The 13,544-nt window shown below is 68.6% G+C and carries 19 protein-coding genes; 10 read left to right on the top strand and 9 right to left on the bottom strand.

The window, feature by feature from the left end; translation table 11 throughout:
• Positions 1-184: 184 nt before the first annotated feature.
• The gene (locus IF27_RS26070; protein WP_190233110.1) at positions 185-841 is read right to left on the bottom strand and encodes a hypothetical protein; all 657 of its coding nucleotides are present in this window, start codon (positions 839-841) and stop codon (positions 185-187) included.
• A complete protein-coding gene (locus tag IF27_RS26065; protein WP_052852231.1) occupies positions 807-1,136 on the bottom strand; it encodes an ATP-binding protein in 330 nt (109 codons plus the stop codon). Before IF27_RS26065 ends, IF27_RS26070 begins: the two co-directional genes overlap by 35 nt.
• Before the next feature lie 288 nt (positions 1,137-1,424).
• Here IF27_RS26065 and IF27_RS26060 point away from each other — a divergent pair, with 288 nt between their 5' ends.
• The 6 genes from IF27_RS26060 to IF27_RS30590 all read left to right on the top strand — a co-directional run bounded on the left by IF27_RS26060 (position 1,425) and on the right by IF27_RS30590 (position 3,706).
• Positions 1,425-2,297: a helix-turn-helix domain-containing protein gene (locus IF27_RS26060; protein WP_052852230.1), complete on the top strand. Its 873-nt coding sequence runs from the start codon at positions 1,425-1,427 to the stop codon at positions 2,295-2,297.
• Positions 2,294-2,518 carry a DUF397 domain-containing protein gene (locus IF27_RS26055; protein ID WP_052852396.1) on the top strand — a complete coding sequence of 75 codons (225 nt, stop codon included), beginning with the start codon at positions 2,294-2,296 and terminating at the stop codon, positions 2,516-2,518. Before IF27_RS26060 ends, IF27_RS26055 begins: the two co-directional genes overlap by 4 nt.
• 189 nt (positions 2,519-2,707) lie before the next feature.
• Entirely contained in the window at positions 2,708-2,881 is a 174-nt protein-coding gene (locus IF27_RS30595) for a DUF397 domain-containing protein (RefSeq protein ID WP_110946251.1), read from the top strand.
• A gap of 52 nt (positions 2,882-2,933) precedes the next feature.
• Complete coding sequence (locus IF27_RS26050) at positions 2,934-3,122, top strand: DUF397 domain-containing protein (protein WP_052852229.1); 189 nt, start codon at positions 2,934-2,936, stop codon at positions 3,120-3,122.
• Between the two features lie 118 nt (positions 3,123-3,240).
• Positions 3,241-3,444: a DUF397 domain-containing protein gene (locus tag IF27_RS26045; protein ID WP_052852228.1), complete on the top strand. Its 204-nt coding sequence runs from the start codon at positions 3,241-3,243 to the stop codon at positions 3,442-3,444.
• Between the two features lie 40 nt (positions 3,445-3,484).
• Positions 3,485-3,706, top strand: coding sequence for a DUF397 domain-containing protein (locus IF27_RS30590; protein ID WP_110946250.1), 222 nt, complete (start codon positions 3,485-3,487; stop codon positions 3,704-3,706).
• On the opposite strand, the gene IF27_RS26040 is transcribed toward IF27_RS30590, so the two are convergent.
• The 3 genes from IF27_RS26040 to IF27_RS31275 form a co-directional block, all read right to left on the bottom strand.
• Positions 3,703-3,948: a type II toxin-antitoxin system prevent-host-death family antitoxin gene (locus tag IF27_RS26040; RefSeq protein ID WP_052852227.1), complete on the bottom strand. Its 246-nt coding sequence runs from the start codon at positions 3,946-3,948 to the stop codon at positions 3,703-3,705. The genes IF27_RS30590 and IF27_RS26040 overlap by 4 nt on opposite strands.
• A gap of 53 nt (positions 3,949-4,001) precedes the next feature.
• Positions 4,002-4,565: a dihydrofolate reductase family protein gene (locus IF27_RS26035; protein ID WP_052852226.1), complete on the bottom strand. Its 564-nt coding sequence runs from the start codon at positions 4,563-4,565 to the stop codon at positions 4,002-4,004.
• A gap of 1,424 nt (positions 4,566-5,989) precedes the next feature.
• Positions 5,990-6,391, bottom strand: a complete 402-nt coding sequence (locus IF27_RS31275) for a lactococcin 972 family bacteriocin (RefSeq protein ID WP_052852225.1) — start codon at positions 6,389-6,391, stop codon at positions 5,990-5,992.
• A 232-nt stretch (positions 6,392-6,623) separates the two neighbouring features.
• Here IF27_RS31275 and IF27_RS31270 point away from each other — a divergent pair, with 232 nt between their 5' ends.
• The 4 genes from IF27_RS31270 (at position 6,624) to IF27_RS26015 (ending at position 8,970) form a co-directional block, all read left to right on the top strand.
• Complete coding sequence (locus IF27_RS31270; protein WP_190233109.1) at positions 6,624-6,896, top strand: hypothetical protein; 273 nt, start codon at positions 6,624-6,626, stop codon at positions 6,894-6,896.
• A 134-nt stretch (positions 6,897-7,030) separates the two neighbouring features.
• Positions 7,031-7,486, top strand: a complete 456-nt coding sequence (locus IF27_RS26025) for a DUF6879 family protein (RefSeq protein WP_223291220.1) — start codon at positions 7,031-7,033, stop codon at positions 7,484-7,486.
• A gap of 18 nt (positions 7,487-7,504) precedes the next feature.
• Entirely contained in the window at positions 7,505-8,353 is an 849-nt protein-coding gene (locus IF27_RS26020; RefSeq protein ID WP_052852223.1) for a helix-turn-helix domain-containing protein, read from the top strand.
• A 161-nt stretch (positions 8,354-8,514) separates the two neighbouring features.
• Complete coding sequence (locus IF27_RS26015; RefSeq protein WP_052852222.1) at positions 8,515-8,970, top strand: NUDIX domain-containing protein; 456 nt, start codon at positions 8,515-8,517, stop codon at positions 8,968-8,970.
• A gap of 785 nt (positions 8,971-9,755) precedes the next feature.
• Here IF27_RS26015 and IF27_RS26010 read toward each other — a convergent pair.
• The 4 genes from IF27_RS26010 to IF27_RS25995 all read right to left on the bottom strand — a co-directional run bounded on the left by IF27_RS26010 (position 9,756) and on the right by IF27_RS25995 (position 13,470).
• Positions 9,756-9,956 carry a hypothetical protein gene (locus IF27_RS26010; RefSeq protein WP_052852221.1) on the bottom strand — a complete coding sequence of 67 codons (201 nt, stop codon included), beginning with the start codon at positions 9,954-9,956 and terminating at the stop codon, positions 9,756-9,758.
• 153 nt (positions 9,957-10,109) lie between these two features.
• Positions 10,110-10,946 (bottom strand): ABC transporter permease subunit, encoded by an 837-nt coding sequence (locus tag IF27_RS26005; protein WP_223291219.1) that lies wholly within the window; start codon positions 10,944-10,946, stop codon positions 10,110-10,112.
• Positions 10,943-12,505 (bottom strand): ABC transporter permease subunit, encoded by a 1,563-nt coding sequence (locus tag IF27_RS26000; RefSeq protein WP_052852220.1) that lies wholly within the window; start codon positions 12,503-12,505, stop codon positions 10,943-10,945. The genes IF27_RS26005 and IF27_RS26000 overlap by 4 nt, the downstream gene beginning before the upstream one ends.
• The gene (locus IF27_RS25995) at positions 12,502-13,470 is read right to left on the bottom strand and encodes an ABC transporter ATP-binding protein (protein WP_052852219.1); all 969 of its coding nucleotides are present in this window, start codon (positions 13,468-13,470) and stop codon (positions 12,502-12,504) included. Before IF27_RS25995 ends, IF27_RS26000 begins: the two co-directional genes overlap by 4 nt.
• Between the last annotated feature and the right edge of the window lie 74 nt (positions 13,471-13,544).

The following is a 13,544-nucleotide window of genomic DNA, read 5'->3' as shown; positions in this document are numbered from 1 at the left end:
GTGCCCAGCGCGGCGGCGAGGGTGAGGGCTATGAGGAGGGCGAGGAGGGTGGGGCTGCCGGGCCAGGGTTGTTGCTGTTCTGCGTGCTGGGGGTGGGGCGGGCGTAAGTCGCTGGGGTGGTGCACGTGGGGGCTTTCTGCCGGGCCCTGCGGGCCGGGGCTTCCGGCCCGCAGGGTCGAGGTGTTCAGTCGTCGCTGAAGATGCGGAAGGCGAGCTGGATCTCGTCGGGCGGGGAGATCGCGGCGTCCACCGGGGCGGGTGCGGCGGTGTCGAAGCCGTCGGGTTCCTCGCCGAGGGCGACGAGTGCGCGCCGGTAGAACGTCCACCAGCGGCGGTCGGCGGCGACCAGCACGCGCCGCGCCGTCCCGGCCGGGACGAGCGCGGCGACCGCGCCCGCCGCCGCGCCGAGCATCCCGGCGGTCATGGCCTGGTGGACGAGTCTCATGTCTTCTCCTGACGCACGGTGCCCAACTCCCTGGTGGACGGGCGGTATGGCGGGCTCCTCGCCCTGCTCGACCAGCGCCCGCCAGCGGCGTCCCAGCAGCGAGCGGGGGCCACGGCACCACCACCGGCGGTGGGGGAACGGGCTGCCTGGCGGCGCGTACAGGCCGTCCCCACCGGGGCCAGGGGCGACGGTCTCGACGTAGTCGGCGACGGCGCCGTGCAGACGCTGGACGCACGGGCCGCAGCCGTACAACGGCGCCTCGGCGGGCGGCGTCGCGGTGGTCACCACCCCGAGGCGGACGACGAGCGTGACCCGGTGCCCGCACCACAACCAACACGCGCCGATCACCCACGCGTTGCCGTCACCCGGGACGGCGTACGGCACCCCCGTCAACACGCCACCGCGGTTCCACGACGACCGGCAGGAACGGCGAGCGGTCCTCCACCCGCACGGTCACCCGCCCACCGTCCGGCAGTACCGACAAACGACAGTGCGGATCACCGACATGCCGCACCACGTTCGCCAGCAACTCACTCAACCCCATCCGCGCCAGATCCACCGCGGCATCCGACGCACCCCACGCCCGCAACACCAACGCAAGCGTCCGCCGCCACGTCTCGATCCCCCGCGCCTCGGCGAATAAGTCCCAGGCATAGGTGAGAGGTCGATTCTCTACGAATTGGGGTGCCATGGAACCTCCGGAACTGCGTCCCTCTCGACCTCGGCGGAAAGCGAATACTTCCTCGCACGGGCCATGGGGACACGCACCTCATCATGGGTGAGTGGGGGAACGGAACGGCTCGTCGGTGACGCGCTGTATTCCGTCTCCATGACAATGCTGCATCGGAGTGCCAACCAGCAACTTTGGAACCCGAGTTAGCATGAATTACCTCACCGGGCCCTGCGGATGACGCACCCGACGCGTCCCGGGCGCACCTCTCTCTTCCGTCATGACACCGAAAGGCTGTGAACTGACACCATGCCCAACGTCCGAGCCATCCCGACCTTGCGGAGACGGCGACTCGGGGACGCCTTGCGTCGGCACCGCAACCAGGCGGGCCAGAGTCTGGAGACGGCCGCGCGTGCGATGGGGTGGGACGAGAGCAAGTTGTCCCGCATCGAGACGGCCAAGGCGCGGATGGCGCCGAAGGACGTGGCGCCGCTGCTGATGCTGTACGGGGTCGAGGAACGCGAGGTCGTCTCGGCCCTGGAAGGGCTCGCGAGGGACGCCGGTCATCAGGGATGGTGGTCGGCGTACGGCGACGTCGTTGACCTCAGCTATCGGGACTTCATCACGCTGGAGACGGACGCGGTGAGTATGCACGTCTACTCACCTGGCCTGATCCACGGCCTGTTGCAGACGGGCGCGTACGCGCGCGAGATCATCACCGGGATCACGACCAGCCGGACGCAGGAGGAAATCGCAGCTCTCGTCGAGGTCCGCAAGGCGCGACAGTCCATCCTCACCGCGAGGCAGGGAGGGCCGCTGAAGCTCTGGGCCGTCGTCCACGAAGGAGCCCTGCACCAGAGGTTCGCCTCTCACCCCAACCTCATGCGGGATCAACTCCGCCACCTGCTCGACGCGGCGACCCTCCCGAACGTGACCGTGCAGATAATGCCACTGACTGCCACGCCACATCCTGGGATGCTTGGGCTGTTCGAGATCGTTCGTTTCCCCCACCCCTGGCCCACACTCGTCAACGTCGAGAATCTGCGCGGCGGGAACTTCGTGGAGGGAACGGACGACGTCAAGGTGTTCGAGGCCGCTTTCGAACGAGTCGTCGCGACGGCGCTGTCCGTGGACGACTCGCGCGAGAGGATCAGAAGAATCATGGAAAGGTGCGCGACATGAAGCCCGTCGTCAAGGAAGAGCTTTACGCGGTTGACCTGAGCGGAGCGACGTGGCGCAAGTCGTCACGGAGCAGTGGGGCGGAACATTGCGTCGAGATCACGGATCTCCCCGGTGGCGGTATCGCCGTCAGGGACTCCAAGAACCCGGAGCGCGATGACCTGCGGTACACCGCGGAGGAGTGGCAGGCATTCCGCCTCGGCGTCATCGAGGGTTCGCTCTGATCGGGATCAACGAACAGAATGACTAATGCGCGTTCGCCGCAGGCCCACGGCCTGCGGCGACGCGGTGAGCCGACGTCGTCGGTCGAGCTGCGGCGGAGCCCGCCCACTCGACCTCCTCGCCTGCGTCCTGATAATCGAAGGTGAGACGTTCGGAGCGGCAGGCAGGGAGGCCCGGATGCACAAACCCCGCTGCACGAAGGCGCTTGGCGTACGTCGTCCTACAGCGCCGGTAACGGGGACTGCGTCGAGGTGGCGGACGGCGTTCGTGGCGTCGTGCCGGTGAGGGACAGCAAGAGCCCCGACAGCGTGATCGTGGTGTCTGCGGCGGCCTGGAGGACGTTCACGGCTCACCTCACGCACTGAGCCGGACGCGGACGTGCGGGGCTGAGGATCCGAGGCGTCGGGAGGGCGCGGTATGGAGCGAGAGGAACCACGCGACCTCACGTGGCTTGCCTCCTCCCACAGCGGCGGCAACGGCAACTGCGTCGAGGTGGCGGACGGCGTTCGTGGCGTCGTGCCGGTGAGGGACAGCAAGAGCCCCGAGACCGTGATCGTGGTGTCAGCGGCGGCCTGGAGGACATTCACGGCTCACCTCACGCACTGAGCGGGGCTTCTTCGCCGGTGCCTCGGCCGGTGTCCGGAACGCGCCGCTGCCCATTTCGCCGACTCTCGTGCGTCCCGATAATCGAGCGTGAGACGTTCGGAGAGTTCGGGAGGGCTGCATGACCCGGCATCAGTCTCGTGACACTGCCTGGCGTACCTCGTCATACAGCGGCGGCAACGGCGATTGCGTCGCGGTGGCTCGGTACTCCGAGTCCGACCGGGCTGTGCGGGACTCCAAGGACCTGGCGGGCCCGATGGTGACGTTCGGAGTGACCGGGTGGGCAGCGTTCATCGACTGGACCAAGAACGCCGCGTCCGCCTGACGCGCTCGTTGTTGTGGTCCCGAAGCGAGGGGAGTCCCGGATGACGTCCTATGGCGTCCTCGGACGGTGGCATAGGAGCAGCTACAGCGCTGGCAATGGGAACTGCGTCGAGGTGGCCCGGTGGGTCCGCGCTGGGCGGGCCGTGCGGGATTCCAAGGATGCGGCGGGTCCGATGGTGACCTTCCGCGAGACCGGGTGGACGGCGTTCATCGAGTGGACCACAGGGACGCGTCCGCCGCTGTCTGCCCGACGCGGAGCCTAGCGGCGGTCGTGCGGCGAGCTTGCGTCGCCGAACACCTCCGCCCAGGTGTACCGCTTGCCGTCGTCGTCGTAAGTCCGCGCGCCTATGGCCTGTTCGATGGCATCTTCCGCTGCCTCGTAGTCCTTCATCGACACGACTGCCGCGATGCGCTCCCCCTTGCGGGTGACGACGGTCGCGCCTCCATCAGCGGCGCGATCCACCAACAAGTCGAGGAGTCGGAGGAGTTCGGACTCCTCGACCATGTCGGGAAGCAAGGCATCAGACGCCGTTCGCGGGACGTCGCCGAACGAGTTGGCTAATGGACCACGCGATAGGCGAGGTAGACGACAAGCGAGTTGAAGGTGCGGGTCTCCACGAATTCGAGGTTCACGTGGCGCTCCTCCCGGGGCAGGAACGGGATGCCGCCGCCGACCAGCACGGGGTAGATCCTGGCCCGGTACTCATCGATCAGGTCCAAGGCCGCCGCCTCGGCCGCGAGGGCCGCGCCGCCGATCGCGATGTTGCCCTCTCCCGGCTCGGCCCGCAGCCGCTCGATCTCCTCCGCCAGGCTGCCGGAGGCCAGGCGGGCGTTGCCCTGGACCTCGGACAGCGTGGTGGAGTACACCACCTTCGGAAGACCGTTCCACAGCGACGCCCATTCGCGCTGGTCGTCGTTCAGCGAGGACGTCTGCTCGGCGGTCTCCCAGTAGAGCATCGTCTCGTACAGCCGCCGTCCCATCACGTAGGCCCCGACCTCGCGGGTCTCCTCGATCCAGGAGCGGAAGACATCGTCGTTGGGGTCCGTCCACTGGAAGCTGCCGTCCGGCCCGACGATGTATCCGTCGAGTGAGACGTTCATCGAATAGGTGACCTTGCGCATCAGAAGTCCTCTCGGTAACGGGCTCACCGGTACGACCGCCCGAGGCCACAGAACTCATCGCCACTCACCAGGCTTTTTTCAGGCCGCGCGCCGAACGACGCCGTGGACGACAGCTGCCACCGCGGCTCGACATGACCACGCACACGATCGCCGCTAGGGCTCCCGATTGTCGTGACACCGCCGACCGCCACGCTGTGGCCACGACGCCGCCTGCGGCACCAACTGCTCAAGGCGCCAGGGGCGGATCGGGCTATCGTCCAGCGGCCTGTGAATCCCGTTGCAAGCGAGTGAGGTTCACTGCTGATCGGCAGGTCGGCCGATCAGCTTGTGGGCGCGAGCCTGCCCGAAGAACTTCACCGTGATGACTTTCTCCGCTTACGGGGCGTCCGGCACGTGAGGGATCTCGCGCTCATCCAGCCACATCCGGACGTGGCTCGTCCGACCGTAGACGAGAGCGGCAGTTACCCAGCCGAACGGAATTTCGACCTACGGCGTCCGTCGCAACATGCGCGGACTCAGGTCCGGTTTCGTGGCGAACCCGACATCGTCGGCGATATCGGCCGCCATGCAGCGTTCATGGTCCGCCGTCCATCCTTTAGGATGATGGACTCTTTGTATGCGAATGCCCGCCGTGCGTCATATTTGATCGGCCGCGAGGTGACCTTGCGGTGGGTCCCGCCTCGGCCCGCAGGCCCCGCTTCTTGCGGTAGGACCATATTGCGTGAGTCGCTAGCGCCAGAATGGCGACGCAAGCAAGAAGCCGGGTGGTATTCCACGTTGTTACTGCGACTCGGCTCGCACTCTCCGCCTCGGCGGAAAGCCGCAAAGAGGTTTCGCAAAAGGCCGCGAGTGGAACGATCAGCTGGAAGAAGAAACCCCCGAGTCCGGGCGTCCGTGCCAGATTGCCCAAAATTCCGACGGGCGCCCCCAGGACAAATGCTGCCGCACCCCAAAAGGCTATCTGCGAAAATGGCACTCCGGCTGAGGAGGAAATGATTTCTGCGCCCTCCGGGATGGCTGGAGTCGATCTTTTGGATAGGTAGTACGTGACTACACCTGTGGCCAGCCCGAGGGATGAGAGTAATGCTGACTCAATTTTGGTTCGGAAAAAATACCCAACGAAGAATGCGTAGCAGACCCATGGCCAACCGCCGGAGAAGGTTGTGCTGACGGCAACCCAAATAGGGTCACTCCATCTTCCGGTAATTGGGCCCGCCAGTCCAAGTAGTAGGCTGGCTCCAAGGCACGTGGCGATTGCTGCGATACGCATGACTTGAGGGCGTAAGCTCACTTGTTCTCATTTCCCGGTTCGGCTTGGCTGAAAAGTGGTGCCACCCCGAAGCCTCGGCCGACAGGGCATCGGGTTGGCACACCAAGCTACCCCACGCGCTGAGTAGTTAAGCGCTCAGCGCCACAATCAGCTCCTAGGCGATGCCGTAGTAGGTGGAGCAGGTGTAGGCGAATCCGGCAATGACGGCGGTGTTGGAGATGTCCCCGGCGTCGGCCCACTCCTTGTCCGTGACGCCGGCCATTACCGCGGTGGACGAGTGGCGCTTCGATCTGTGGTAGTAGTTCGAGTAGCAGCGCTTCCTGGGCTCGAAGCCGTTGACCGTGGTGGTGTGCCAGCCGTAACACCACTCCCCGCCGGAGCTCGGGCTGATGCATGCCTCAGCCATCGGGCTGACGTCGCCCTCTGAAGTGTCCACCGAAAGCTCGACCACGCCCCATTCAGAGACGTTACCGAGACCTGCGGGCGGCTCCGTTCCGTCGCCGCGCTTGTGGACGGTGAGCGTGCCGACTTCGGTGCCGTTCGCGGTCAGGGTCACGGTCTGAGGGCCGTCCGCAACTGCGGGCGCCGTCAGGCACGTCACTGAGATTGACGCAGCCACCAAGCAGATACCTAAAGATCTACTGAGCTTACTCAAGATTTCCCCTCCCCTGACTCCCTTTGTGGGAGTTTCAGCTCGAACCCTAAAAGCGGCAGAGGGTGGCCGTCAAGGAATTTATGCAAAGTCCTCTTAAGTGCATGCGGGGCTAATTCGGCACGAGGTGGCATAGATGTCCGCCGTGTGGCATCGGGTGGTTAATGCCCGGAAACTGATCAATGTGTCCCCTGGTGCGCTGGAAGAGGAACTCTTGATTCCGTGTTTGCTCCAGAGATTGGGCATTGATCATTTCAAGGGTGTCGAGAACGATATGATCAGCGCGAAGGTGGAAGGAGATTCCTTCCTTCCATGCTTAGCGTGGCGCAACGGCCGATCCAGCCGGATCGTCTCCACCTCGCCGCACGCGCGGGGCTGTTGTCGGCTGCTCGTGCTGGCGCCGTCGTGAACTTGCACGGTCTGGCCGTGCCCGTAGGGCGCCCTTGACGGGTATCGCCCTCCGCAAGCAAGCTCGTGGAACACCGTAGAATTCGCGAGCTGGAGGGCAGCCATGGCGTTACGGTTCATCGCGAAGGATCCCAAATGCGCGATCACTACGACGACCCTGGCGAAGCCCCGCGCGTCCAGGCGTGGAAATCCGGCTACAGGCCGGACCCCGCCGATCGCGCGACATGGTGGCGTCCGTGGCTGGACACCGTGACCGAGGCCGTGCAGCGCGGAGTTGAGATCCGCCGGGCCAGAGTCGTGTCCGAGCCTGTCAGCGCGTACACCCCCTTTCTGTACGACGGGACGTTCGCCAATATCGCGGCTGGCGAGGAGATCCGGTGGCTGCCCCGCCGGAGAGCATCGGCAATCGCCATGCCTGGCAACGACTTCTGGTTGTTCGACGGGCAATTGGTCCGCTTCGGTTACTTCTCCGGCGAGGGCGTCTACCTGGGAGACGAGGTCACCGACGAACCGGCTGTTGCCGAACTGTGCGCCCAGGCGTTCGAGGACGTGTGGCGTGAGGCCGTGCCGCACGATGAGTACCAGGTCTGATCCGGAGCTGCCGAAGACATGCCCGCACTTCCCTCGTCGAGTGTCCAGGCTGCTCGGAGGGCTGTTGCGGACCGGCTGCGAGAGATCCGCCGGGAAGCGAACCTGACGGCCACGGACGTCGCTGGCCGGACCGGCTGGTACAAGTCGAAGGTGTCCCGGCTGGAGAACGCCGTGACCCCTCCGTCCGACGACGACATCCGCGCCTGGTGCCGCGCGTGCCGAGCCGACGGGATGGTCGCAGACCTCATCGCGGCCTCCCGTTCGGCCGACACCATGTACGTGGAATGGCGTCGGCTGCAACGGACCGGGCTGCGCCGACTCCAGGATTCCTACATCCCGCTTTTCGAGCGGACAAGGACGTTCAGGATCTACTGTTCCAACGTCGTCCCTGGCCTCCTCCAGACAGGTGGTTATGCCGCCGCTCTCCTGGGGGCGATCGCCGCTTTCCGCGGGACCCCGGACGACGTGACCGCGGCGGTCGCCGCACGCCTGGACCGTTCGCGGATCATCGGCAGAGGAGACCGCCGGCTCGCGCTGTTGGTCGAGGAGGCGGTCCTGCGGCATCGAGTCGGCGGGGCGGACGTCATGGCGGGGCAACTCGGCCACTTGCTGTCCGTCATGGCCTATCCGTCCGTGTCGCTCGGGGTGATCCCGTTCTCCGCCGAGCGGCGGATGTGGATGATCGAGACCTTCAGTGCCTACGACACGGACCAGGTGCAGGTGGAGACACTCACCGCACAACTGAACGTCACGGCTCCCTCGGAAGTGGAGCAGTACCTCAGGGCGTTCGGTGAGTTCTCCAAGCTGGCCGTGCACGGCGCGGCGGCTCGTACGTTGATCACCTCGGCGATCGACGCTCTCGGGTGAATGTGTAGAACTCCGTGGAACCAGCTCGATTCCCGATGCTTCCCTTCCCTACCGTGGTGTCCGACGGGTGACGTGTGCGGGCCGAACCGAACGCGGCAGGCAGAACCGCGATCCTCTCCGTGCGGCACCGCGGCACTCGCAGGTACAGCGAAAGGCGTGTCATGAAACGACTGGTCGCCCGGCTCTGGCGGCTCATCCGTGGACCTCTCCAGTGGCGGATTCTGTGGTTCGCGCACGCCAAGTTCATGGTTGGTGTCACCGGCGTCGTGCGGAACGACGCCGGGCAGGTGCTGCTGCTCAAGCACCGTATGTGGCCCCCGGAACGGCCTTGGGGACTTCCCACCGGCTATGCGGTGAAGGGGGAGGAGTTCCCGCTCACCGTCGTGCGCGAGGTGAAGGAGGAGACGGGCCTGGAGGTGAAGCCCGGTCGCCTGGTGAGCGTGACGAGCGGCTACAAGCTCCGCGTGGAGGTGGCGTACGAGGCCCTGCACACCGGGGGAACCCTGTCGATCGACAAGTTCGAGATCCTGGAGGCACGGTGGTTCAGCGTGGGCACCCTGCCGGAGGGGATGCAGGATTCTCACCGGCGTCTCATCCTGGACGACCGTCCGTCCTGACGCCGCCCGCTCCGAACGAGATCCTGGTCGGTGCGCAGGTCGCGGCTCTTCTCGATGACCGGCGCGCCGACCGGTCCGAACTCACCGCCAGACATCCTGATCACACCTTCCGCCCGGTCTCCGACATGGACCTCGGCGCCTGAGCCCCGGCATGCCTCGACTGGCACTTGACCGGGCCGAGGCGTATGGCTCGGCTTCATGTGTGATGCGGGGCAGAGGTGTTGGGTGTGGCTTGGTGTCTGGGGCCAGTAGGTAGGGGAGAACGGCGGCGGCGGTTGGTTCTACCCTGCCGTCCTGGAGATTCGGCGTCCGCCGCTGGGGGACGCGGGACACAGCTGAGATGCGGATGAGGAGGAGGGCAACGCCTATGGCCGCGTTTCAGCCGACGGCCGCCTGGGGTACGCAACGCACCACTTCTCCACACCCTGCCACCGGGGCGCTGGAGTCGGCGAAGGTAAAGCTAAGTAAAATCACCACCGGTCCCCGGTAAACCCGCAGGTCACTTACTCTGCTCCCCGCACGCGCGGGGCTGTTCCCCGACGGCCACAGACGAATGCGCCAGCATCTGGCTGCTCCCCGCACGCGCGGGGCTGTTCCCGGCTCGATGCTGCTCACGCGCATGACTTCGCCCTGCTCCCCGCACTCGCGGGGCTGTTCCCAGCCCCGCCGCGCGGGCCGCGTCGATCCCGACCTGCTCCCCGCCCGCGCGGGGCTGTTTCCGGCGATGAGCCGTGGCCCGCAGTCGCCGAGGTGCCCGTCCCGCGCGCCCGGGGGCTCGTGGGGGATCAGGGGATGTGGTGGTCCTGCGGGGTCACGGGAATGTGGTGGTCCAGCGGGGACACGGGGAGGTGGTTGTCCGGGGGGACGTGGACTCCTGTGCCCACGGAGGACTCCGCCGCCGTGGCGGTGGGTGCGGTGACGACTGCGGCGGCGGCGAGCGCCAGCGGCAGTGCCGCGAGGGCGAGCTTGGCCCGGTTCGTGATCATGGATTTCCTCGGATGATCTAGAGGGCCTACATGGGGCTGTTGTTCAGCCTAAGGGCGGCCTGCTGCCGTCAACTGGACTGACACCGTTGACCGTTGTTGCCTGTTGGTAGAAACACCCCGTCCGTCCCGGCCGACGAGTCGCCGCCCGCGCGGCTACGCGTCCCGCCGCCGCAGCAGCAGGCCGCCGACCAGCAGCGCGGCCGTCGTCCACGCCGCGAGCACGCCCAGGCCCTCCCACGGGCCGATGGGCATCCCGGGCAGATCGACGGTGGCCTGCACCGCGAGTCCCGCGGTCATCGGCGCGATCCGCTGGAGCTGGTCCTGCCATTCCGGGTCGTTGACCACCTGGCCGACGACCGGGAAGAGGTAGAGCAGCCCGAGCACGATCCCGATGGCGGTCCCCGCCTCCCGTACGGCCGTCGCCACGCCGAGGCCGAGCCCGGCGATCAGCCCGAGGTAGAGGACCGAGCCCACCGCCGCGCGCAGCGTCGGGCCGTCCGCCAGGGACAGCGGCGCGTAGCCGTGCGCCTCGGTGAATCCGTTGCCGGGCAGGATGTGGCGGGCGGCGAGGAGGGAAGCCAGCACGGCGACCGTCCCCGAGGCCAGGACGACCGTGGTGACGACCGTCGCCTTGGCGCCGAGGACGGCGAGCCGGTTCGGCACGGCCGTGAGCGTCGTGCGGATCATCCCGGTGCCGTACTCGCCGCTGACGACCAGCACCGCGAGGACGGCGACGACCGCCTGCCCGACCGTGACGCCGGTCATGGCGAGCCTGACGGCGTCCTGGCCGCACCCCGCGTCCGGGCACCTCACGGCCCTGGCCGTGCCGCAGCCGACGCCCACGGTCAGCGCGACGGCGAGCAGGCACAGCCAGCCCGCGCCCCCCGCGGTGCGCAGCTTCGTCCACTCCGCGCGCAGGGCCATGACGAAGCCCCCGCGCCCCGCGCCGTCCGTCCTGCCCGCCGTCCGCGCGCTGTTCAGGAGACTCATACGTCCCTCCCGCGCAGCCGCACCACGGCCAGACCGAAGGCGAGCGCCGCGTAGCCGAGCAGCACGGAGAAGCCGACCCACGGGGCCAGCGGGTAGTACCCGGTCGCGGGCTCGTAGACGCTGAGCACCTGCGCGTAGTACGGCAGCGTCTGCTGGACGGCGAAGCCCGCCGCCGGAGTCACCCGCAGCAGCCACTCCGAGGCGCCAGGCGGCAGCACGCCCGAGGTGGCGAGCAGGAACGGCAGCACGATCGACGCGACCACCAGGGCGACCGCCGTGGCGCTGCGCCGCAGCAGGGTCCCGACGCCGAGGGCGAGCACAGCGACGGTCGCGCAGAGCAGTCCCGTGCCGACCACGACGCGCAGTTCGGTCGCCGACGTCACGGGAAAGACGCGGAACCCCCTCCCCAGCGCGCCGCGTTCGCCGATGGGCAGAGTGATCGCGGCGGCGGCCATGCCGACGGCGAACGCGACGCCCCCGACCACCAAGGCCTTGGCGCCGAGCACCCGCCCCCGTGACGGGATCGCCGTGACGGTCGTCCGCAGCAGGCCGGTCCGGTACTCGCCGGTGATGAACGCCGTGCCCACGGCGATCAGCACGACGAGCCCCGCGAACGTGCCGACGAGGAAGTTCTCGACGGAGTAGCCGCCGCCCATGACGGGCCCGCCGACGACCGGCGCGATGTCCCCGGCCCCGGTCACGGTGAACCCGTCGCCGGCCTGGGTGAAGCCGCCCCGGGTGGTGCCCGAGTAGCTGCCGGACGTGCCCGCGTCGCCGCCCACCTGCGTGCCGCTCCACGCGCCCCCCGACCAGTCGCCCGCGAGGTCGGGGGCGCCGAAGACGCCGGTGGCCACGGCGGGCCCGAAGCCCGTGCCCGCCGCGGTGTCCTGCATCGCCTGCGGTGACGCCGCGAAGAACCCGGCCCGCACGGTGCGCGGGAGGCCGGGCAGCTCGACGCTGTCGATCTCGGTCCAGCGGGAGCCGTCGGCGGAGGCGTAGCCGGTGAGACGGTCGCCGGAGCGGACCAGACGCAGCCAGCGCGCGGCGTCCTCGGCGACCGCGCCGGACGGGCCCGCCGTGTCGCGCGTGAAGTCGGCCTGCATACGCACCCCGTGGCCGCCCGTGGCCATCACCGCCGCGTACGGGGACCCCTGGGTGAGGCTCTCCTTCATGATGATCCCGGCCTTCGCCCAGGGCTGGGCGCCTTCGGTCGGCGCCTCGCCGATGCCGGTGTCGGCCACGCCGGTCAGGGACCGCAGCGCGACGGTGAGGCCGCCGTCGCCCGTCAGCTCCTTGTGGACGAGGTAGAAGTTGTCGTTGACGGCCTCCCCGCCGGGGCCCTTCGGGTACGCGACGGGGCCGGTGCCAGGGCCGCCCGGGCCAGGCGCGGCCGTGCCGAGCAGGCCCACCGCGATCGTCACCAGGACCGCCGCAGCCACGGCGAGGACCCAGCCCCGTACCGTACGGAACTTCGTCCACTCGGCGCGCAGCGTCGCGAGGAATCCGCCCCTGCCCGCGCGGCGCGTGGCCGGGGGACGGGGGGTGAGGTCGGTCGTCATCGGGTGACCTCCCCGGCCGGGACGCCCCGGTACTCCACCGCGTCCCGGGTCAGCTCCATGTACGCCTCTTCGAGCGTCGCCCGGTGCGCGGACACCTGCGAGAACGGCACCCCGTCCCGGGCGAGCAGCGCCACGATCCGCTCGTCAGGCAGGCCCGTGACGCCGAGCGTGTCCGGGCCGGTGGCGACCACGGCGGCGCCCGCGTCCCGCAGCACCCGGGCGGCCTGCGCGGACGCGGACGTCCGCAGGACGACCCGGCCGCCGGACGCCGCGGCGAGCAGCTCGGCCACGCCGGTGTCCGCGACGACCCGGCCGCGTCCGATCACCACGAGATGGTCCGCGGTGCCCTCCAGTTCGCCCATCAGGTGGCTGGAGACGAGGACGGCCCTGCCCTGCCGCGCGAGCGTGGCCAGCACGCCGCGCATCCACACGATGCCGTCGGGGTCCAGCCCGTTGAACGGCTCGTCCAGCATGACCACCGGCGGGTCCCCGAGCAGCGCCGCCGCGATCCCCAGGCGCTGGCGCATGCCCAGCGAGAAGCCGCCCGCCTTGCGCCGGGCCGCCGGGCCGAGACCCGCCAGCTCGACGACCTCGTCCACCCGCCCGGCGGGCAGCCCTTGCGAACGGGCCAGCCACAGCAGGTGGTTGCGGGCGGTGCGGCCGGGTTGCAGCGCGGACGCGTCGAGCAGCGCCCCCAGGTGCCGCAGCGGGCGACGCAGGCCCCGGTACGGCACCCCGCCGACCAGCGCCTCTCCTTCCTCCGCCGCGTCCAGGCCCAGGATCACGCGCATGGTGGTGGACTTCCCGGCGCCGTTCGGGCCCACGAAGCCCGTCACCCGTCCCGGGCGCACGGCGAACGTCATCCCGTCCAGGGCCACTTGTGACCCGAAGCGTTTGCGCAGACCGATGACCTCGATCGTCGCCCTCGTGGCGTAGCCGCCGTCGTCGGCGCTCTCCTCACTCATGGGCCCCACCCTGCGGGCGCACCGGTTACAGGGGCCGAACGCGCGCTGTCACCTCGCTGTTAGGCGCCCCCGCC

The organism is Streptomyces avicenniae (assembly GCF_000719135.1).
GTDB classification, from domain to species: domain Bacteria; phylum Actinomycetota; class Actinomycetes; order Streptomycetales; family Streptomycetaceae; genus Streptomyces; species Streptomyces avicenniae.
The sequence above is the reverse complement of the archived record's forward strand: the minus strand, read 5'-3'. Positions and strand labels throughout refer to the sequence as shown.

Bases quoted from the DNA above. Each gene is read 5' to 3' on its own strand.
- IF27_RS26045 (WP_052852228.1), top strand. From the start codon at position 3,241: ATGACCCGGCATCAGTCTCGTGACACTGCCTGGCGTACCTCGTCATAC.
- IF27_RS26020 (WP_052852223.1), top strand. From the start codon at position 7,505: ATGCCCGCACTTCCCTCGTCGAGTGTCCAGGCTGCTCGGAGGGCTGTT.
- IF27_RS26000 (WP_052852220.1), bottom strand. From the start codon at position 12,505: ATGACGACCGACCTCACCCCCCGTCCCCCGGCCACGCGCCGCGCGGGC.
- IF27_RS26035 (WP_052852226.1), bottom strand. From the start codon at position 4,565: ATGCGCAAGGTCACCTATTCGATGAACGTCTCACTCGACGGATACATC.
- IF27_RS26065 (WP_052852231.1), bottom strand. From the start codon at position 1,136: ATGGCACCCCAATTCGTAGAGAATCGACCTCTCACCTATGCCTGGGAC.
- IF27_RS31270 (WP_190233109.1), top strand. From the start codon at position 6,624: ATGTCCGCCGTGTGGCATCGGGTGGTTAATGCCCGGAAACTGATCAAT.
- IF27_RS30590 (WP_110946250.1), top strand. From the start codon at position 3,485: ATGACGTCCTATGGCGTCCTCGGACGGTGGCATAGGAGCAGCTACAGC.
- IF27_RS26040 (WP_052852227.1), bottom strand. From the start codon at position 3,948: ATGGTCGAGGAGTCCGAACTCCTCCGACTCCTCGACTTGTTGGTGGAT.
- IF27_RS26015 (WP_052852222.1), top strand. From the start codon at position 8,515: ATGAAACGACTGGTCGCCCGGCTCTGGCGGCTCATCCGTGGACCTCTC.
- IF27_RS25995 (WP_052852219.1), bottom strand. From the start codon at position 13,470: ATGAGTGAGGAGAGCGCCGACGACGGCGGCTACGCCACGAGGGCGACG.
- IF27_RS26010 (WP_052852221.1), bottom strand. From the start codon at position 9,956: ATGATCACGAACCGGGCCAAGCTCGCCCTCGCGGCACTGCCGCTGGCG.
- IF27_RS26060 (WP_052852230.1), top strand. From the start codon at position 1,425: ATGCCCAACGTCCGAGCCATCCCGACCTTGCGGAGACGGCGACTCGGG.
- IF27_RS26055 (WP_052852396.1), top strand. From the start codon at position 2,294: ATGAAGCCCGTCGTCAAGGAAGAGCTTTACGCGGTTGACCTGAGCGGA.
- IF27_RS26050 (WP_052852229.1), top strand. From the start codon at position 2,934: ATGGAGCGAGAGGAACCACGCGACCTCACGTGGCTTGCCTCCTCCCAC.
- IF27_RS26025 (WP_223291220.1), top strand. From the start codon at position 7,031: ATGCGCGATCACTACGACGACCCTGGCGAAGCCCCGCGCGTCCAGGCG.
- IF27_RS26005 (WP_223291219.1), bottom strand. From the start codon at position 10,946: ATGAGTCTCCTGAACAGCGCGCGGACGGCGGGCAGGACGGACGGCGCG.